17 protein-coding genes are annotated in these 18060 nt (G+C 63.8%); 11 read left to right on the plus strand and 6 right to left on the minus strand.

Annotated features, from left to right (window positions below):
* Nucleotides 1–6 precede the first annotated feature (6 nt).
* Nucleotides 7–498, minus strand: a complete 492-nt coding sequence (locus J2T07_RS05865) for a MarR family winged helix-turn-helix transcriptional regulator (protein WP_306848155.1) — start codon at nucleotides 496–498, stop codon at nucleotides 7–9.
* Nucleotides 499–1009: 511 nt separating this feature from the next.
* The gene (locus J2T07_RS19115; protein ID WP_430539317.1) at nucleotides 1010–1165 is read right to left on the minus strand and encodes a YegP family protein; all 156 of its coding nucleotides are present in this window, start codon (nucleotides 1163–1165) and stop codon (nucleotides 1010–1012) included.
* Between the two features lie 134 nt (nucleotides 1166–1299).
* Here J2T07_RS19115 and J2T07_RS05870 point away from each other — a divergent pair, with 134 nt between their 5' ends.
* The gene (locus J2T07_RS05870; protein WP_306848157.1) at nucleotides 1300–2328 is read left to right on the plus strand and encodes an alpha/beta fold hydrolase; all 1029 of its coding nucleotides are present in this window, start codon (nucleotides 1300–1302) and stop codon (nucleotides 2326–2328) included.
* Nucleotides 2329–2354: 26 nt separating this feature from the next.
* On the opposite strand, the gene J2T07_RS05875 is transcribed toward J2T07_RS05870, so the two are convergent.
* Both J2T07_RS05875 and J2T07_RS05880 read right to left on the minus strand, forming a co-directional pair.
* Nucleotides 2355–2759: a DUF4156 domain-containing protein gene (locus tag J2T07_RS05875; RefSeq protein ID WP_306848160.1), complete on the minus strand. Its 405-nt coding sequence runs from the start codon at nucleotides 2757–2759 to the stop codon at nucleotides 2355–2357.
* Between the two features lie 81 nt (nucleotides 2760–2840).
* Nucleotides 2841–5750 carry a M16 family metallopeptidase gene (locus tag J2T07_RS05880; protein WP_306848162.1) on the minus strand — a complete coding sequence of 970 codons (2910 nt, stop codon included), beginning with the start codon at nucleotides 5748–5750 and terminating at the stop codon, nucleotides 2841–2843.
* Between the two features lie 386 nt (nucleotides 5751–6136).
* Here J2T07_RS05880 and J2T07_RS05885 point away from each other — a divergent pair, with 386 nt between their 5' ends.
* The 8 genes from J2T07_RS05885 (at nucleotide 6137) to J2T07_RS05920 (ending at nucleotide 12049) form a co-directional block, all read left to right on the plus strand.
* The gene (locus tag J2T07_RS05885) at nucleotides 6137–6331 is read left to right on the plus strand and encodes a hypothetical protein (RefSeq protein WP_306848163.1); all 195 of its coding nucleotides are present in this window, start codon (nucleotides 6137–6139) and stop codon (nucleotides 6329–6331) included.
* 7 nt (nucleotides 6332–6338) lie between these two features.
* Complete coding sequence (locus J2T07_RS05890; protein ID WP_306848165.1) at nucleotides 6339–6806, plus strand: tRNA (cytidine(34)-2'-O)-methyltransferase; 468 nt, start codon at nucleotides 6339–6341, stop codon at nucleotides 6804–6806.
* A 41-nt stretch (nucleotides 6807–6847) separates the two neighbouring features.
* A complete protein-coding gene (locus J2T07_RS05895) occupies nucleotides 6848–7516 on the plus strand; it encodes a ubiquinone biosynthesis accessory factor UbiJ (RefSeq protein WP_306848167.1) in 669 nt (222 codons plus the stop codon).
* Entirely contained in the window at nucleotides 7513–9162 is a 1650-nt protein-coding gene (ubiB, locus tag J2T07_RS05900) for a ubiquinone biosynthesis regulatory protein kinase UbiB (protein ID WP_306848169.1), read from the plus strand. Before J2T07_RS05895 ends, ubiB begins: the two co-directional genes overlap by 4 nt.
* 5 nt (nucleotides 9163–9167) lie before the next feature.
* Nucleotides 9168–9953 (plus strand): pseudouridine synthase, encoded by a 786-nt coding sequence (locus tag J2T07_RS05905; protein ID WP_306848170.1) that lies wholly within the window; start codon nucleotides 9168–9170, stop codon nucleotides 9951–9953.
* The gene (gene arfB, locus J2T07_RS05910) at nucleotides 9929–10363 is read left to right on the plus strand and encodes an alternative ribosome rescue aminoacyl-tRNA hydrolase ArfB (protein WP_306849490.1); all 435 of its coding nucleotides are present in this window, start codon (nucleotides 9929–9931) and stop codon (nucleotides 10361–10363) included. Before J2T07_RS05905 ends, arfB begins: the two co-directional genes overlap by 25 nt.
* Nucleotides 10360–10947, plus strand: a complete 588-nt coding sequence (locus J2T07_RS05915; RefSeq protein ID WP_306848172.1) for a 1-acyl-sn-glycerol-3-phosphate acyltransferase — start codon at nucleotides 10360–10362, stop codon at nucleotides 10945–10947. The genes arfB and J2T07_RS05915 overlap by 4 nt, the downstream gene beginning before the upstream one ends.
* A 643-nt stretch (nucleotides 10948–11590) precedes the next feature.
* A complete protein-coding gene (locus tag J2T07_RS05920; RefSeq protein ID WP_306848173.1) occupies nucleotides 11591–12049 on the plus strand; it encodes a hypothetical protein in 459 nt (152 codons plus the stop codon).
* Nucleotides 12050–12061: 12 nt separating this feature from the next.
* Here J2T07_RS05920 and J2T07_RS05925 read toward each other — a convergent pair whose 3' ends face one another.
* Nucleotides 12062–12979 carry a LysR family transcriptional regulator gene (locus tag J2T07_RS05925; protein WP_306849492.1) on the minus strand — a complete coding sequence of 306 codons (918 nt, stop codon included), beginning with the start codon at nucleotides 12977–12979 and terminating at the stop codon, nucleotides 12062–12064.
* Between the two features lie 250 nt (nucleotides 12980–13229).
* Here J2T07_RS05925 and aceB point away from each other — a divergent pair, with 250 nt between their 5' ends.
* Together aceB and aceA are read left to right on the plus strand one after the other, a co-directional pair.
* Nucleotides 13230–14828: a malate synthase A gene (gene aceB, locus J2T07_RS05930; protein WP_306848175.1), complete on the plus strand. Its 1599-nt coding sequence runs from the start codon at nucleotides 13230–13232 to the stop codon at nucleotides 14826–14828.
* Nucleotides 14829–14853: 25 nt separating this feature from the next.
* Nucleotides 14854–16143, plus strand: coding sequence for an isocitrate lyase (aceA, locus tag J2T07_RS05935; protein ID WP_306848178.1), 1290 nt, complete (start codon nucleotides 14854–14856; stop codon nucleotides 16141–16143).
* 231 nt (nucleotides 16144–16374) lie between these two features.
* On the opposite strand, the gene J2T07_RS05940 is transcribed toward aceA, so the two are convergent.
* Nucleotides 16375–17868, minus strand: a complete 1494-nt coding sequence (locus J2T07_RS05940) for an N-acetylmuramoyl-L-alanine amidase family protein (protein WP_306848179.1) — start codon at nucleotides 17866–17868, stop codon at nucleotides 16375–16377.
* Nucleotides 17869–18060 lie beyond the last annotated feature (192 nt).

Consider the following 18060-nt stretch of genomic DNA (forward strand, 5'->3'; position numbering starts at 1 on the left):
GCTCGGTCAGTCCCCGAACCCGGCGAGCATCTTCTTGAGCAGACCTTCGAGCTGCCCCTGTTCGCCTGCGGTGAGGTTGCGCGTCTGCCGGTGAAGCAGCGTGACGATATCGGGGAGGAAGCTTTCGATGAGGGCGACACCCTGCGGGGTGAGCGTCAACGTCACCTTGCGGCGATCCTCGTCGCTTCCCGAGCGGGCGATGTACCCCTTTTCACAAAGCTGGGTGGTGAGCCGCGTGACGTTCGCGGATTTCTCGCCCGCCGCATCCGCCAGTTGCGACGGATGCAGGCTGTTCTCCGGCGAGCCGTACAACATCATCAGGATGTTGTACTCGGGATGGTTGAGCCCATAGGGACGCATCACCGCGTTCGCCTCGTCGGTGATGTCCTTGAAGAGATGCTTGACCAGGCGCATGAGCGCGGCCGGCCCACGCGGGAACTCCGGGTATTTTGCCCGGGTGATATCAAGGCGAGCTTCGGTGGGGGCGAAACGGTGCATGGTGAGGTACCCGCGATGGTTACCTCATAAGTATATAGTTCAGTTATGTATATTCAATAGCGGTAATTGTTGCCCGTCGGAAGATCCGACCGCGCGACGATCCTACGAGGGCGTCGGCCCGCGCACGTCGGCCGCTCGTTTCAACGGGGCGTGCATCAACTTCGGGAATTTGCATGCACGCTCTAGAAATCGGTCCAATGCTTGAGAGGCGTGCCTTTCGGCACAGATGTGTTGGTCGAACAACACACCACCATAAGGAACGAGTTCCCCGCGCCGCCCACATCCTCATTCGGAACAACGATATGCGCATTGGAACCACCGCCGCCGGCTACATCCTTGCGCTTGCATCATCAATCCCCTGGACCGCATCGGCGCAGCTCGCTCCAGATACCTTGCGATCTATCGACGCTATCAGCCGCGACGGCGAGCGCAAAAGGAACCCGCAGTGAGTCGCCACGGGGTCCATATCCAAAACCTATTCTCGGCGGGATCAAGAAGTGCCCGGAGAAACCTAGCTTTCGTCTACAACAGGCGCATTCGGAGCGATCGTCTTGACTACGGCGATCCCGTGTTCCATGGCCTGAGAAGACGAGTAGCTTTCACTCGTGCCAACAATCTCACCATTCGCAGCTTTCAGCACGAAGTAAGGACGTCCCCCTCTGTCCATCTCGCGGTCGTACCTATTGTCTAGGGGCGCATTAACCTTGGGCGACTCCCACCACCGACGATCCTCGTGACTTCCCGCACTGACCAGACCAACGATCAGGGCATAGCGTGAGGCGTCATCTACAGGGGAATCGTATGCGCAAAGCCCTCGTCATGACGGCCTTTAGCATTCTGTCGCTGACCATCCTGCTCCTTGCCGCAGGTGCGACCTACAACCGGCTCGCGCTGAGCAGGCAACGGGCCGCCGCGCACGCTCCTGGCGAGATCTACAAAGTCGGCGGCTACGACGCGCACGTCCACTGTCTCGGGACCGGGTCTCCCGCGATCGTCTTGAGCACAGGCCTGGGCGACGATTTCACTACGTGGCTGAAGGTCCAGCCCGCGCTGGCGAAAGTCACGCGGGTCTGTTCATTCGACCGCAGCGGCTTTGGCCTGAGCCAGATGACGCCGGGGCCGCATGATGCGGACACGCTCGCCGCGCAACTGCACGATCTGGTCGGTGCTGCCGGTATCGACAAGCCGTTCGTGCTCATCGGCCATTCGATATCGGGCCTGTACCTGCGCAGCTATGCAAGGCAGTACACGAGCGACCTGGCCGCCCTGGTTTTCATCGACGGCGCCACGCCCCTCCAGGATGACCGCGTACCGAAGTCCCTGGTCGCCATCCAGGACGGCCAACGAGCCCGGATGCCCTGGCAGAAGTTTCTGATGACAGTCGGCTGGTATCGCCTGCACGGGGATTGCTCCAGCGTGCCCCCCGGCTTCGGGGCTTACGGCCAGATCATTCAGGCGAACAACTGCGATCCGGCGCAGTTCGACGCGCTGGAAGCCGAACTCGACGCCGTGCGACAGTCCGGCGAAGAGACGCGTCATGTGGGCCCCTTCCCCGGCCTGCCCGTCTTGATCCTTTCGAGGGACCCGGCATCCATGCCGCCGAACTGGCCGGCGGACGTCGCGAAGGCAAACTCGCTGGTGTGGGACCAGATGCAGGAGGAGAGCAAACAGCTGTCACCGCTTTCCCGTCGGGTCATCGCGAAAGGCAGCGACCATTACATCCACGTGGATCGACCGGAGCTGGTCGTGCGGGAAGTCACGTCGCTCGTCGAAGCACTCCGCCAGGGGAAGGTGGCGTATTCGCAGAACGAGCCGACCGTCGAGGAATAAGGAGCGGCGCGCGTGGCGCCGCCGGATCAGTTCTTCAGCGGAACGGTTTCGAAGCCACCCTGCGGGGCCGTGTTCTGCGGCGGCGGGGGGGTATTGCCACGCACAGGCTCCACGGCGCGGTTACCGCAGCTATAGGCGCCCCACGGCTGGGATCCCTCGTTGGGTTCGGCGAGCGGCTTGATCGTGTCGGCACCCATTTTCGCCGCCTCGTTACGGGCCAGCACCTCGAGTTCGTCGCGGACCTTCAGATCGCTACGATCGACGGGGCCGACCCGGTTCATGACCGACACCGTGACCTTGCCCTGCTCCTTGCAGCTGCCGACATCGCCGTTCCAGGCGGTACGCACGTTACGCGCGCCGTCGTCGAGCTTGATGCCCCAGGTGCAGGCCGAGAGGGCGAGCGGAACGAGAAGGACGAAGGCTTTGCGCATGGGGAACTCCAGGGAAACAATCGAGGCATATGCTAACGGATGTCGGCGAGAACGCGATTCGCTCACGTCCTCGCCGACGCTTTACTTACTTTCCGGCGATGCGGCCGGGGCACCGTGGGCCTTGCCCGTCGAAGCGCCGGCGTGGCTTGCCTTGACCGGATTGCCATCGGCATCGACCACGTGCACCTCGCCAAGGTTCAACGCACGCACGGGTGCCTCGATCTTGCGCAGGTCGCCGACGATGACCCAGGTCAACGCATCGGGCCGTATGACGGCCGCGAGCGCGTCCTCCGCGGCTTTGCGGTCGACGCCTTCGATGCGCGATTTCAACGTCTGCACGTAGTCGTCGGGCCGGTCGTAGACGACGATGCCGGTCATGGCGCCGAGCACGGCGCCCGTCGTCTCGAAGCTACCTGGAAGGGCGCGGACACGTTGGGCGCGGATCTTCGCGATCTCGTCGTCGGTCAACGGCTTCGGCCCGATCACCGCCTTCGCTTCCTTGAGGATCTCCGCAGCCGAGTCGGCGGTCTTGTCGGTTTGCACCGGTGCGTAGAACAGCATCGGACGCTGACCCTGCGCATCGGAAAGCATGCTGCCGGCGCCATAGGCCCAACGCTTCTCCTCGCGCAGGTTCATGTTGAGCCGCGACGTGAAGGTACCGCCGAACGCTCCGTTGGCGATGCCGAGGTCGATGGCGTTCTTCGCCTTCGTGGAGGGGGCGAGCAGCCCGGCGAGGATGAGCGACTGTGGCGCGTCGGTGCGATTGATCAGGAACACTCGCGGCTTCGCCTGCGCCGCGACCTGGCCGATGTTCTTCTTCGGCACCGCGGATGCCGGTGGCGTCCAGTCACCGAAGACGGCATCGAGCTGGGGCAGGATCTGCGCCAGCGTCGTGTCGCCCGCCACCAGGATGCGGACGTTGTCCGGGCGCAGGTAATCACGCTGGAAAGCGGCGAGGTCGTCCGCCGTCAACGAAGCGATGGCCTTCTCGGTCCCGCTGCCGGTGAAGGGAATGCCATAGGCATGGCCCTTGCCGTAGAGCAGCGGCGGAAGCGTGCGCAACGCCAGTCCGGTCGGTTCGGTCTTTTCCTGGGCGATGCCGGCCAACCACTGGCCACGGACACGCTCGATATCGTCCGACTTGAACGCCGGGTGGCGGACGATGTCGGCAAACAGGTCCAGTGACGGCTTCAACTCCGAGTTGAGGGCATTGAGGCCCACCCCGCAGGTATCCAGCGAGCAACTGGAACTGACGAAGGCTCCGAGGCGCTCCTTGCGACGGGCGACTTCGACCGAGTCCAGCGTCTTGGTGCTTTCCTCGATCAGCGCCGACGTGAAGCTGGCCGTGCCGAGCTTGCGGCCCTGGTCGGCGGCGTAGCCGGCATCGAACAGCAACTGCACCTGCGTGACCGGTACCGTGTGGCGCTCGGCCAGCACCACTTCGATGCCGTTCTTGAGCTTGCCGCGCTGCAGCTGAGGAAAGACCAGGTCGGGGAAGCTCGTGACCGGCGGTACGCCCTTGGACCGATCCACCGCGGATTTCGCCACGGCATACGGCTTGGCGGGCGGTGTGACCGCTGCGGGGCGCCCCTGCGCGGGACCGAGCGCCGATACCGCCTTGTCTTCCGCGGCAGGATCGAAACCCGGCGCGGCGGGGAGGACGGTGAGCGTGTAGTCGCCCTTGGTCAGCCATGTCTTCGTAGCGGAAAGCACGGAGGCCACGGTGGCCGCCTGCGCCCGCGCGAGGTCCTTCTTGTAGGCTTCCGGATCGTCACGGTACACCTGGCCCTCGGCCAGGATCACCGCCTTGCCGCTCGAGCCGCCGACCTTTTCCAGGCCACGGACGAAGCTGGCCCGGTTGGCGACCTTGGCGCGGACGAGTTCGTCGGCGGTGGGGCCGTGCGCGAGGAACTCCTTCCACACGTCGGCCACCGCGGCCTCGACCTTCGCCGGATCGACGCCGTTCTTCACGTCGACCGTGAGCTGCACCTGGCTGGCGAGCGCGAACGGCGCGATACCCAGGCTGACGTCATCGGCGAGCTTGTCCTGGTAGACGAGGCGTTGGTAGAGACGAGAGGTCTTGCCGCCGCCGAGCGCGGTCGTTGCGAGATCGAGCTGGATGGCATCGTCGCTGCCCAGCTGCGGCACGATCCACGTACGCACGATGCGCGTCTGTGCGACCTGGTCATGCTGGACGCCGCGCGTGGACGTCGTCAGCGGGGTGATCCACGGCTGCTGGCGCGGCACCGGCGGCCCCGCCGGGATATCCCCGAAGTATTCCTCGGCTTTCGCTTTCGCCTGGGCGACGGTGATGTCGCCAGCGAGCACGAGCGTGGTGTTCGCCGCGCCGTAGTAATCGTGAAACCACTTCTTCACGTCGGCCAGCGAGGCGGCGTCGAGATCCGCCATCGAGCCGATCGTGTCGTGATGATAGGGATGGTTCGCTGGATAGGTGTTGACCAGGACGTTCTCGTCCACGCGGCCATACGGACGGTTTTCGTCCTGACGCTTCTCGTTCTGCACGACGCCACGCTGGGTATCCAGTTCCTTCTGGCCGATCGCGCCGAGCAGGTGCCCCATGCGATCCGATTCCATCCACAGCGCCATGTCGAGCGCCGTGGTGGGCACGGTCTCGAAGTAGTTCGTGCGATCGAACCACGTGGTGCCGTTCATGTCGGTGGCGCCCGCCCGTTCGAAAGGCTGGAAGTAGGTGCCCTTGCGGTTCTCCGATCCGGAGAACATCAGGTGCTCGAACAGGTGGGCGAACCCGGTCTTGCCCGTGGGCTCGTCCGCGGAGCCCACGTGGTACCAGATGCTGACCGCGACGACCGGGGCCTTGTGGTCCTCGTGGACGACCACGGTGAGACCGTTGGACAACTGGAAACGCGTGTAGGCGATGTCGGGAATCGCGTCGGACGACGCGGGGGCCGCAGTGGCGGCACCGACCAGGGAAATCAGCCCTGCGGCAAGCAGGGCGAAGGGACGCTTCATGTACGGCTCCTCAGGGGCCTTCGTGGCCTCGATCCCCGTGAGGCTAGCCCGCGCCGTCCTTCCGGCGCAATCGGCACTCGGACAGGGTGCGGACGGTGTCCGCTTACGGGTGGTCAGTGTCCGCGGACAGGAAAGTATCGCGGGCCCACCTGACAAACCTCATGCGAATCAGCTGATTGCACGCTCTTAAAGGCTGGCACGGCGTTTGCGTTACTAGTCCTGCCAAGCCGGGTGGCTTTCGACCCGACGCCAGATGAGGAGAACGCCATGAAGTACGAAATGCTGATGCTCCGCAGCCTGCTCGTCACCTCGATGCTGATCTGCGGCCTCACCCTCGCACAGATGTTCTGATCCCTTCGATAACCATGAATCAAGGCATATACACCATGAAACACGAACTCCTGATGCTGCGCAGCCTGCTGGTCGCCTCGCTGCTCGTCTGTGGCCTGATCCTCGGCAACATGCTGACCTACTCCGGCAATCCCATCCAGCTCGCCGGCGTCGGCACGGCCGTCAGCACGACGGCGACCGCTTGCGCGCTGCCGCCCGATGGCATCGTTTGCCCACGCGCGGCCTCATAATGGGGGCATGCCCCATGTCATCCTGTTCCGACCCGAGATACCTCCCAATACGGGCAACGTGATTCGCCTGTGCGCCAATACCGGCGCGGCCTTGCACTTGGTGCGACCGCTTGGCTTCGAGCTGGACGACACCCGATTGCGCCGCGCCGGCCTGGACTACCACGAGTTCGCCCGAGTGGCCGTGCACGACGACCTCGAGGCCTGTCTCGCCGCCATCGGCCATCCCCGCGTCTTTGCTTTCTCGACACGCGGCCGCCGCCTGCACACCGATGTGGCCTTCGCCCAGGACGATGCCCTCCTTTTCGGGTGCGAGACGGCGGGCCTGCCCGACGAAGTGATCGATGACATCCCTGAAACCCAACGCATACGCCTGCCGATGCGCCCGGGGAACCGCAGCCTCAACCTTTCCAACGCGGTCGCCGTGGCGGTCTTCGAAGCCTGGCGCCAGGCCGGTTTCGAAGGCGCGACACCGTAGCCCTGACGAACGGCCGGTACGGGCAAGCTACAATCCGGCGCATGACCTCCGATCGCCCCGCGGCCGACGCCGGCCCCAACCGTTTCCTGCCCCGCCCGCTGCGCGTCCTCGCCGGACGGGCCATGGAGTCCGCGCTCAACCGCGCCGTGGACCTCGACCCGGACACCCGGGCGCGCCTCGACGTTCTGGATGGCCGCAGTGTCCAGGTGTACCTCAGTGGACCGGAGCTGGCCCTGCGTATCTCCGTCGAGAAGGGCAGCCTCCGGGTCGGCCCGCCGGAAGACGGCGGTAGCCTCCGGGTCACCGCGTCGCCGGGCAGCTTGCTGGCCATGGCCTTGCGCCGCGACGACGACAGCGTGGCACCCGGCAAGGTGGACATCGCGGGTGACGCCGAACTGGCCCGCCGACTCGAACGCCTGGCGCGGCAATATGCGCCCGATGTCGAGGAGGCATTCGCGAAAACCTTCGGCGACGTGATCGGCGTGCCATTGGCGAAGGCCCTGCGCGAGGCGCTCGGCCATGCCCGCGAGTCGGCCGCGCATCTCACGGAGGACGCCGCGGACTGGTTGCGCGACGAAGGACGCGTGGCGGTGGCGCCCGCCGAGATGGACGTCTTCCTCGATGGCGTGGATGCCGTGCGCGAACGTGCCGAGCGCGCGGAAGCGCGCCTTGCGCGCCTGGAGCGCGCCTTGAAGGGACGCGGCGCATGACGTCGCTGCGGCTCGTTCCCCGCCTGCTGCGCGTCGCCGCGGTCCTTCTGAAGTACCAGCTCGACGAACTCGTCGACGGAGCCCATCTCTTCCGTCCCCTGAAGCTCGTCCGGCCGCTTTTCCCGAAACCGTCCGCCGACGTGCGTGGCCTGCCCCGCGGAGCGCGCCTGCGGCTCGCGCTCACCGAGCTCGGCCCGATCTTCGTGAAGGCCGGCCAGGTGCTGTCGACGCGCCGCGATCTCGTGCCGTCCGATGTCGCCGACGAACTCGCGCTGTTGCAGGACCAGGTGCCGCCCTTCCCCGGCGCCGAAGCGCGAGCCATCGTGGAGCGCGAACTCAAGGCGCCGGTCACCGTGCTGTATGCCTCGTTCGACGAGGTCGCGCTGGCTTCCGCCTCGATCGCCCAGGTGCACGCCGCCACCTTGAACGATGGTCGCGAGGTCGTGGTGAAGGTGTTGCGTCCCGGCATCGACAAGCGCATCGCCCGCGACGTCGACCTGCTGCATGCACTCGGTGGGCTGGCCCAGCGCTGGCATCCGAACGCGGACAAGATCCGTCCGCTCGAAGTCGTCGCCGAAGTGGAGAAGATGCTCTCGAACGAGCTCGACCTCCAGCGTGAAGGCGCGAGTGCCAGCCTGCTGCGGCGCAACTTCGCCAGTGGTGTCGACCTCTACGTGCCCGAGGTGCACTGGGACTACAGCACCGAACGCGTACTCACCCTGGAGCGCGTGCACGGCGTGAGCGCGGACGACGTCGCCGCGATCGACAAGGCCGGCCTCGATCGCAAGCGTCTCGCCGCCAAGGGCGTCCGCCTGTTCTACGAACAGGTCTTCCGCGACAACTTCTTCCACGCCGACGCGCACCCCGGCAACATCTGGGTCGATACGTCGCGCGTGGACGAGCCACGCTTCATCGCGCTCGACTTCGGCATCATGGGCTCCTTGCCGGAAGCGGACCAGTATTGGCTCGCGGAGAACTTCATCGCGCTGTTCGAACGGGATTACGCGCGCATCGCACAGTTGCACGTGGCGGCGGGATGGATGCCCGCCACCGTCCGCATCGATGAACTCGAAGCGGCGGTGCGCACGGTGTGCGAACCGTACTTCACCCGGCCGCTCGCGCAGATCTCCATCGCGGAACTGGTCGTGAAGCTGTTCCAGACCGCGCGACGTTTCGAACTCACGCTGCAGCCGCAACTGATCCTGTTGCAGAAGACCCTGCTCAACATCGAGGGCGTGGGGCGCATGCTCGATCCGGAAATCGACATCTGGGCGGTGGCGCATCCGGTCTTGCGGCGCATTCTGCGCGAGCGTTACAGCATGCGCGCCACGCTGCGCGATGTGCGGCGGCGCCTGCCGGAATGGATCCACAGTGCGCCGCGCATACCGGAACTGGTGCGGGACGCCTTGCGCCAGGTGGCCAGCGGCCAGCGCCAACAGGTGGCCGATCCCCTGGCCCTGGCCATGGTTCGCGACGATGCGCGACGGATGCGCCGGCTCGTGGCCTGTAGCCTGCTCGGCGCCGCGCTCCTGGTTTTCGCCGCCCTGGTCGGGACGCTCGCGCCACGCGGCATGTGGCCCGCCGTGGTCGCCGGACTGGCGGGGCTGGCCTCCTTCGCCGCCGGCTGGCCGCGTCGTACCTCCTGACCACCGTGCTCGAGATCCTCTATCAGGACGACGACATCGTCGCCGTCAACAAACCCGCGAACCTGGCCGTGCACCGCTCGAAGTTCGTGGGTCCGGACGACGCCTTCCTCATCGATCTTCTGCGCGAGCAGGTGGAGGGACGCCTTCACCTGGCGCATCGCCTCGACCGTGCCACCTCCGGCGTGCTCCTGGTCGCCCGCTCTCCTGAGGTAGCGGGCCAGCTTGGCGAGCAGTTCATGGGCCGCAGCGTGCGCAAGCGCTACCTCGCCGTGGTACGTGGATGGCCGGAGCCGGAGGAAGGGACGGTGGACTATCCCCTGCCCGGTTCGCGCGATACCGGACCGCGGCGTGATGCCAGCACCGACTATCGCCGCCTTGCCACGATCGAGGTCGACATTCCGCTGGGGCGCTACGAAAAGCAACGCTATGCACTCGCGGCGGCGGAGCCGCGTACGGGCCGGTTCCGGCAGATCCGCAAGCATTTCGCCCACATCCATCATCCGATCGTCGGCGATAGCCAACATGGTCGAGGCGACCACAATCGCCTTTTCAAGCAACACTTCGCCTCGCACCGGTTGCTCCTGCATGCCGCCGCCTTGTCGTTCGTGCATCCCGTGGACGGCAGGCAACTGACGCTGCAAGCCAGCCTGGACGATACCTGGCTCAAGTTGCTCGAACGCTTCGCATGGACGAAAGCCTTCACGAACTGGCGCGACACCGTATATGCATCGCGCCGCAGCATGCCAAGCGTCGTGCCGCTGCTAGAATCCGTTCCGCCATGCTCATCGTGACCCCCTCCATCGCCATTCCCGACGCCGAGTTGATCGAGCGCTTCACGCGTGCCGACGGACCCGGCGGGCAGCATGTCAATCGCACCGAAAGCGCGGTGGAACTGCGCTTCGACGTGGCTGGCTCGCCCTCGCTCCCCGAGGAGGTGCGCGCCCGCTTGTTGGCGCGCCGCGACCGTCGCATGACGGATGCCGGCGTCCTCGTCATCCAGGCACGGCGCTTCCGCGACCAGGCACGTAACCGTGACGATGCCCGCGACCGCCTCGCGGACATCCTGCGCGAGGCCACGGTCGTGGCGAAGAAGCGCGTCGCGACGAAGCCGACGCGTGCCTCCAAGGAACGGCGTCTCACCGGCAAGACCCAGCGTGGCCAGGTGAAGCGCACGCGTTCGCGCGACTGGAGCCACGAGTGACCGGGGTTCCCGAGCGATTGCCGCCCCAGGTTCCCTCATTGCCCGATTCGTGGTGGAAACGCTTCTGCCGCTGGGCGATCGGCGTGAGTGGGTGGCGCCTCGTCGGCGAACTGCCCGACGTGCCCAAGGTGGTGCTCATCGGCGCACCCCATTCGTCGTATTGGGATGGGGTGTGGGGCCTGCTGATGAAGTCGGCGATCGGCCTCGACCTGGGCGTGATGATCAAGCGCGAGGTGCTCAATGGCCCCTTCGGCCCCATCGTACGCCGCCTCGGCATGATCCCCATCGACCGCTCCGCGGCGACGAACGTCGTGGACCAGATGGTCGAGCGGTTCGCCACGCACGACAAGATGTGGCTTGGCATCGCACCGGAAGGCACGCGCAAGGCGGTGAAGCAGTGGAAGTCCGGCTTCCTGCGCATCGCCCGTGCCGCTGGTGTTCCCATCCAGACCGTCTTCATCGATTACCCGACGAAGACGTTCACGGTGGGCCCGCTGGTGAATGCCAGTGCGGACATCGAGGGCGATCTCGCCTCCATTCGCGCCATGTTCGCCGGGTACCGCGGCAAGCACCGCGGCGTTTAGGCAAAATGAAGATCAACCAAACCCGTACCGGTAGCTGACGTTGTAGCTGATCCTCGCCTGGCCGATGTTCTGGATCACCAACCGGTAAGAGCCGGGACCAAGCGCAGGCATACTTATCGATGCGCCTCGCCGCACGGTATCCCATCCTGATCCGTTTGCGACCTGCAGAACCAGCGTACCGCCGTTTGTGGCCGCTGCCAGGGGACCTGTGCATGTCAGCGACCACTGAACGACGATTCCACTTTGTCCGTTGACGAGAGTCCCGACTGAGTTCTTCTGTGGAAGATTGAAAGGGCAATGCCTTCCCGTACCCGTAGCAGCCCGCGCGTCAGCAGCCGTAGCACCCACTGCGACGAACGGAAGGAGTGTTATGGCAAACAAGGTCGTCAGTCTTCGGAACGAGGTCATCGTATAGCTCCAGATGGGCGCCGAATGCGCATGAGACACTTTAAGCACCGATGAGCCTCTCCCTTGCTCGCCTGACATTGGTGACACCTATATCCGACACGACTTTCTGAAAAGGGAGCGACGAAGCAGTACGACGGGGCTTCTCAGGTAAAGACCACAGGTGTTCATGGAAGTGGCCGATACCACGCCCTCTGCAGCCTGGACATCCTCACGGCTTGACCGTCGAGGTAACTGCATGACGACCGAACCGTTGGCACCCGCGAAGCTGCCACCAGCACCGACACTCCGGGATCTGGGTAGCGGGCCGCGAGGCAAGAAAGACGCCACGAGGACAACGGAAGGAATGTCCGGTGACCTTCGAAGCATGCTGAGAAACCTAGACCTGACGAAGGTCAGGCCCAGCCAACTGGCGCGCGTCGCGACGCGGTTGTTTGACGAAGGGAAGATTTCCGAGGACACCGCCAGTGAATTCCTGCTTGCAAGGCGGCCACGAGCAGACAAGCTTTCAGATGACCTTCCGTTCAACCTGATAGACGCTATGCAGGAAGGTCTTAAGCGCTCCGGAGCCATTACAGGAAGATATCCTTCCGCTGAATCGGGACGTTGGTATGCGGAGGCCGGCGCCGCGGCTCGCGGCCTAACCGAGGTCATCGCCTATCTTCGTAAGCATCCACGTATCGATGTGCACGCGTGACCATCTGGCATCTCATCGTTCCGAATGCCCCGACTCGTCGTAATCGCGATGCGTCAGCAAGCCGGGACGGATCAGGTCGATGAACGCACGCGCTTCCGGGCTGAGGAACTTGCCCTTGCGCATGACGACGCCGTAGCTGCGCTGGGGAAAGAACTGGCGCAGGTTGCGCACGGCCAGGCGCTCACGGTCGGCTTCCGTGATGCAGATGCCGGTGACGATGGATATGCCCAGCCCCATCGCCACGTACTGCTTGATCACGTCCCAGCCACCCACTTCGATCGCCACCGTGTACGGCACGTGCCGTTGCTGGAACACCATGTCGACCAGGCGAAACGTGGTCAGCCGCTGGGGTGGAAGGATCAGCCCGTACGGCGACAGGTCCTCCAGCCGGATGTCGTCGAGCGAGGCGAGCGGATGATCCGGCGGCATGATCAGCATCGGGTCGTAGTGATAGACCGGTGCCCACGCGATGTCGTTCGGCACATCGAGCATCGAGCCGATGGCGATATCCGCTTCGTCGGCGCGCAGCAAAGCGAGCCCATCCTTGCCCGTGACGTTGGCCAGTTGCAGGTGCACCGATGGGTAGCGCTCGCGATAGGCCTTCACCAGCTCAGGGAGCAGGTATTGGATGGTGGACGAGCCCGCCGCCACGGTGAGCCTCCCTCCCTGGGAACTGCGAGTCTTCGTGTGGAACTCGCGGTCCAGATTCTCGAGCCCTTCCACGAGTGGGCGGGCCATCTCGTAGAGCGCCTCTCCGGCATCGGTAAGGGTGACGCGACGGCGGGTCCGCTCCAGGAGCGGAGCTCCCAATTCCCGCTCAAGCGCCTTCAACTGCAGGCTCACCGATGGCTGAGACAGGAACAGTGCTTCCGCTGCACGCGTGAGGGTGCCCAGGCGGGTGATGTAGACGAAGGCTCGTAGCTGCTTCAGGCGATTGCCCTTGTAGTAGAAGCGGGCAGCCGCGTCGCTTCCCGCATCGGTAGCTCGTGTCTTGCCAGAACGCTTCGTCGCCTTTTCATGGGTGAGGTTCAGCTTCTTCGCCACCGATAACTCCAGTCTAATCAGATTGTTACTATATATATTGACAATGTTAAAGTTAGTCTTTGAAACATATGATTTGTCAAAAGCATAGCCCCGGGCCTAGCGTGGATACCAGTCCCACGTCCAGAGGCTCATTCCCATGGCAGTCCCCAAGATCGCGATCGACCCGCAGGTCGGCATCCGCTTCGGCGACGAGAGCGGCGCCTACAGCGACATCCTGACGCCCGCCGCCGTCGCCTTCGTGGCCGGACTCCACCGCCGCTTCGATGGCCGTCGCCTCGCCCTGCTGGCGGAACGCGTGACCCGGCAACAGCGATACGACGCGGGCGAGCTGCCTGACTTCCGCGCGGATACCGCTTCCATTCGGAAAGACGACTGGTCGGTCGCCCCCATTCCCCCTGCACTCCGCGATCGCCGCGTGGAAATCACCGGCCCGGTCGAACGCAAGATGATCATCAACGCGCTGAACTCCGGCGCCAGGGTGTTCATGGCGGACTTCGAGGATTCGAGCGCGCCCACCTGGGCCAACCAGATGGACGGTCAGCGCAACCTTCGCGATGCGGTGGATGGGAGCATCGAGTTCACCAACGCCGAAGGCAAGGTGTATCGCGTCGGCAAGGATCCCGCCGTGCTGGTGGTGCGTCCGCGCGGTTGGCACCTGCCGGAGCGTCACGCGGAAGTCGACGGCGATGTGGTCGCCGGCGCGCTGGTGGATTTCGGCCTGTTCGCGTTCCATAACGCGAATACGCTGCACGAGCGGGACCGCGGTCCCTACTTCTACCTGCCGAAGCTGCAGGGCATGGAAGAAGCCGCGCTATGGAATGACGTGATGACACACGCCGAAAGTGAGCTTGGCCTTCCGTATGGAACGATGAAGGCCACGGTACTCATCGAGACGTTGCCTGCCGTGTTCCAGATGGACGAGATCCTGCATGCGTTGCGCGATCGCGTCGTCGGCCTCAACTGCGGTCGGTGGGACTACATCTTTTCCTACCTCAAGACGTTCCGTAACCACGCCGACCGCCTGCTCCCCGAGCGTGGGCAGGTCGTGATGACCGTGCCCTTCCTCAAGGCGTATTCGGAGTTGCTGATCCGCACCTGTCACCGCCGTGGCGCCTTCGCGATGGGCGGCATGGCCGCGCAGATACCGATCCGTGGCGACGACATGGCGAACGAGGCGGCGATGGCCAAGGTGCGCGCGGACAAGCTGCGCGAAGTCACCGCCGGCCACGACGGCACATGGGTCGCGCACCCCGCCCTGGTTCCCATCGCGCAGTCGATTTTCGATGAGCACATGCCGACGCCGAACCAGTTGCATGTGCTGCGAGAGGATGTCGAGGTGACCCGCGACGCGTTGATCGCACCCGCCATCGGCACGATCACGCGGCAAGGTTTCGACAACAACGTCGAGGTCTGCCTGCGCTACACCGCCGCCTGGCTGGAGGGTCTTGGCTGCGTGCCGATCCATAACCTGATGGAAGACGCGGCCACCGCCGAGATAGCCCGCGCGCAGCTGTGGCAATGGCTGCATCACGGCCCGCTGGAATTCAGCGACCACGCAAGCATCGACATGGCCCTGTTCGACCACGCCCTGGCAACGCATTGCCATCGCCTGCGCGAAAGCACGCAGCCCGGCGCCGGGCGCGCCGAAGAAGCCGCCGCGCTGATCGCCGAGCTCACCCATGCCGACGAACTACGCGATTTCCTCACCCTGCCCGCCTACGAACACCTGGCCTGAAGCCTTCTTTCCACGGAGCCCTACGATGAAGACGCATACCGCCGAACAGATCACGCTCGATTGGAAGAACAACGAACGCTGGAGCAACGTCGAGCGCCCCTACACCGCCGAGGACGTGATCCGCCTGCGCGGCACGGTCCAGGTCGAGTACACGCTTGCCCGGCGCGGCGCGGAGCGCCTGTGGCGCTCCATCAACGACAAACCCTACGTCAACGCGCTCGGTGCGCTGACGGGCAACCAGGCGATGCAGCAGGTGAAGGCTGGATTGCAGGCCATCTACCTGTCCGGCTGGCAGGTGGCCGCCGACGCGAACACGGCGGGCACGATGTATCCCGACCAATCACTCTATCCGGTCGACTCCGTGCCCAATGTCGTGCGCAAGATCAACAAGACCTTGTTGCGCGCCGACCAGATCCACCATGCCGAGGGCAAGGACAACATCGACTGGCTCGTGCCGATCGTCGCGGATGCGGAAGCGGGCTTCGGCGGTGTGTTGAACGCGTACGAGTTGATGGCCCACATGATCGAGGCCGGCGCCGCCGGCGTGCATTTCGAGGACCAGCTCGCCAGCGCGAAGAAGTGCGGCCACATGGGCGGCAAGGTGCTGGTGCCGACGCAGGAAGCCGTGCAGAAACTCGTCGCCGCCCGCCTGGCTGCCGACGTGGCCGGTGTGCCCACGCTGATCGTCGCGCGCACCGATGCGATGGGCGCAGGCCTGGTCACTTCGGACGTCGACGATTACGACAAGCCCTTCCTCACCGGCAAGCGCACGGTCGAAGGCTTCCATGAGAGCCGGCAGGGCATCGAGCAGGCGATCAGCCGCGGGCTTGCCTATGCACCGTACGCGGACCTGATCTGGTGCGAGACCGCCACGCCGGACATGGACCAGGCGCGCCGCTTCGCCGATGCCATCCATGCGAAGTTCCCGGGCAAGAAGCTCGCCTACAACTGTTCGCCGAGCTTCAACTGGAAGAAGAACCTGGACGAGAAGACCATCGCCACTTTCCAGAATCAGCTGGGCGAGATGGGCTACGCCTTCCAGTTCATCACCCTTGCCGGTTTCCATGCGCTCAACTATTCGATGTTCCAGCTGGCACGCGGCTACCGCGATCGCCAGATGGCCGCCTACGTCGAATTGCAGGAAGCGGAGTTCGCGGCGGAGAAGGACGGCTACACGGCCGCCAAGCACCAGCGCGAGGTCGGCACGGGTTACTTCGACACGGTGAACCAGGTGATCTCGGGCTCCCTGAGTTCGCTCTCGGCACTCAGTGGCTCCACCGAGGAAGAACAGTTCCACCCCGCCTCAGCGGCCTGACAGCAACGCCAAAAGTAAAAATCGGCCAGCGCCAAGGAGGCGGGCCGATCCGGGCAACGAGGGGAATGCCGCGAGAAGAAAGGCCGGGTCCCGGTGTTGGAGCGGGGGGAGGGAGGGGTATCCAACACCGGGACGGGGCGGGCAGCCCATTAAGAGAACCGCCTGGTACAGAATTCTCCGCCCGACCCCACCATTTGTCAACCCGTCAGTACATGAAATAAGTATTAACTCCTACGAGGGAGTCTTGGCCTTCGGTTTGCAGTGCATGACGGCGGTAGTTCGGGCAGAAATGCCATCCGCGTCGATGAAACGCACATTCCATTTCATGGTGAAGGGCTCTTTCGCCAGGCAGCTGTGCGACATCGTCAGAGGTGCGGTCGGGTCTTTGAAATAACCAGCAATGGGCCAGCACATGACCCCGGAAGGACATTCCGCAACAACGGATTCCAACCTCACCGGGAAACTGGGGAACCCAGCGAACGTGATTGATGCCGCGGCGGTCGAGTCGGACATCACTGTCACATCCGAGTAAGTTGCGTCGAAGGGCGCGCACCCGTTGCCTTGTCTAAACAGCCGGTAAGCCTTCTCAAGTCCTCGCATCGTAAGAGTTTGAAAGGTCTCATTCTGGATAGCGTCGGCATCGTCCTTATTCGTATGAAAGCCAAGCTTCGCGATGATACTAGGCATCGTAGCCAGCCGGTTCTCACCGTGATCCTTTGGATTTGCTTGCCGTGCAACTGGAAAAGTCGAGTAGAAATCATTAGAGCTCAGACTTTCTTTCATGTAGCACAACGCAAGGTCTGCTAGGCGCTTGCTTTCGGGACTCTTCATGTGATGAAAAACTCGAACACCACGAATTTCCGGGCGAGCATCCGCGTTGGTGTGCAAATGTATGGCCGCATCGACACCGAGATGATTGGCGAAAAGTGGGCGGCTCCTAATGTCTTGGTCTCGCTCCTCCATACCAAGTGCACTTTTTCCCGGGCTGTTCCATATGGAAGGAACCTCTGGAAGCATCGCCTGAATATGATAACGCGCCGCCATGTAGTACCAGGGCATCTTGCTGTCTGCATGCCGAGTCGCGTCTGAAGACCTTGCCCGGATCACCTCTGCATCACTTCGCTCTTGAAGGAATTTCGCCAAGCGCCGCGCGAAGGAAGGTGTCCAAAAATCCTCGACAACGCGATTTACGGGATCTCGTTGGGCCCTCCAATCTTTGTAGCGTGAGTTGTAGTAAATTCCGTGTCCGGCTGAGACCAATACTCGTCCGTTCCCGAGGTCTCGTTTAGGCAGATGTTTAGCCTCTTGCGGCTGCTTAGGTACTATTTTATCTTCCGGCCCCCGTTCTTCCGGAAAATAGAAGAATATGTCTTTGCCCTCGAACCACACATCCACCCTGTAAATTGGCGTGCGCTGCTCCGTATACGAGATCAATAAGTCACCGATGTCGCTGACCCGTTCTTCGAACGTTATCGTGTAATCGGTAGGCAGATAGGCCTTTCCTAGTTCGACATTCAGCACATCACCCGTATCGCTGTACCAGACATGCGGTACGACGATCGGTTGTTGCCCTGGCAACCGTTCCTCTGCGGCAACGTGACCTTGCACGATAGCGGTGAGGATCGGCTCCAGTTCGAAGCGTTCCTCCGGTGGCGCGGCGGCGGGAGCGGAGGCGGTTGCAGCCACTGGCACATGTTCCAGTGCGCCTTCCGCGTGAGCAGCCATTGACCCCATCGTAAGAGCCATAGTCATTGCCCATGCGATTCGGCCTACAGTCCATCGCGACGACATATCCATCGAAGTCCTCCTGGGAACGAGACGCAGAACGCCGTACGCCGGCATTCACTGCCCGATCACTCTCGTCTCTTCGATGAAGGTCCCATAGCGGATCTCGCCCACGATGCCCGGTAAAGGATC

Origin of the sequence: Luteibacter jiangsuensis, assembly GCF_030812295.1 — a bacterium.
GTDB lineage: Bacteria > Pseudomonadota > Gammaproteobacteria > Xanthomonadales > Rhodanobacteraceae > Luteibacter > Luteibacter jiangsuensis_A.

What these genes read in the sequence shown, in the direction of transcription:
- ubiB (WP_306848169.1), top strand. Translation starts at nt 7,513, where the DNA reads ATGACGTCGCTGCGGCTCGTTCCCCGCCTGCTGCGCGTCGCCGCGGTC.
- J2T07_RS05865 (WP_306848155.1), bottom strand. Translation starts at nt 498, where the DNA reads ATGCACCGTTTCGCCCCCACCGAAGCTCGCCTTGATATCACCCGGGCA.
- J2T07_RS05940 (WP_306848179.1), bottom strand. Translation starts at nt 17,868, where the DNA reads ATGGCTGCTCACGCGGAAGGCGCACTGGAACATGTGCCAGTGGCTGCA.
- J2T07_RS05920 (WP_306848173.1), top strand. Translation starts at nt 11,591, where the DNA reads ATGACGACCGAACCGTTGGCACCCGCGAAGCTGCCACCAGCACCGACA.
- J2T07_RS05880 (WP_306848162.1), bottom strand. Translation starts at nt 5,750, where the DNA reads ATGAAGCGTCCCTTCGCCCTGCTTGCCGCAGGGCTGATTTCCCTGGTC.
- J2T07_RS05875 (WP_306848160.1), bottom strand. Translation starts at nt 2,759, where the DNA reads ATGCGCAAAGCCTTCGTCCTTCTCGTTCCGCTCGCCCTCTCGGCCTGC.
- J2T07_RS05890 (WP_306848165.1), top strand. Translation starts at nt 6,339, where the DNA reads ATGCCCCATGTCATCCTGTTCCGACCCGAGATACCTCCCAATACGGGC.
- aceA (WP_306848178.1), top strand. Translation starts at nt 14,854, where the DNA reads ATGAAGACGCATACCGCCGAACAGATCACGCTCGATTGGAAGAACAAC.
- aceB (WP_306848175.1), top strand. Translation starts at nt 13,230, where the DNA reads ATGGCAGTCCCCAAGATCGCGATCGACCCGCAGGTCGGCATCCGCTTC.
- J2T07_RS19115 (WP_430539317.1), bottom strand. Translation starts at nt 1,165, where the DNA reads ATGGACAGAGGGGGACGTCCTTACTTCGTGCTGAAAGCTGCGAATGGT.
- J2T07_RS05895 (WP_306848167.1), top strand. Translation starts at nt 6,848, where the DNA reads ATGACCTCCGATCGCCCCGCGGCCGACGCCGGCCCCAACCGTTTCCTG.
- J2T07_RS05870 (WP_306848157.1), top strand. Translation starts at nt 1,300, where the DNA reads ATGCGCAAAGCCCTCGTCATGACGGCCTTTAGCATTCTGTCGCTGACC.
- J2T07_RS05885 (WP_306848163.1), top strand. Translation starts at nt 6,137, where the DNA reads ATGAAACACGAACTCCTGATGCTGCGCAGCCTGCTGGTCGCCTCGCTG.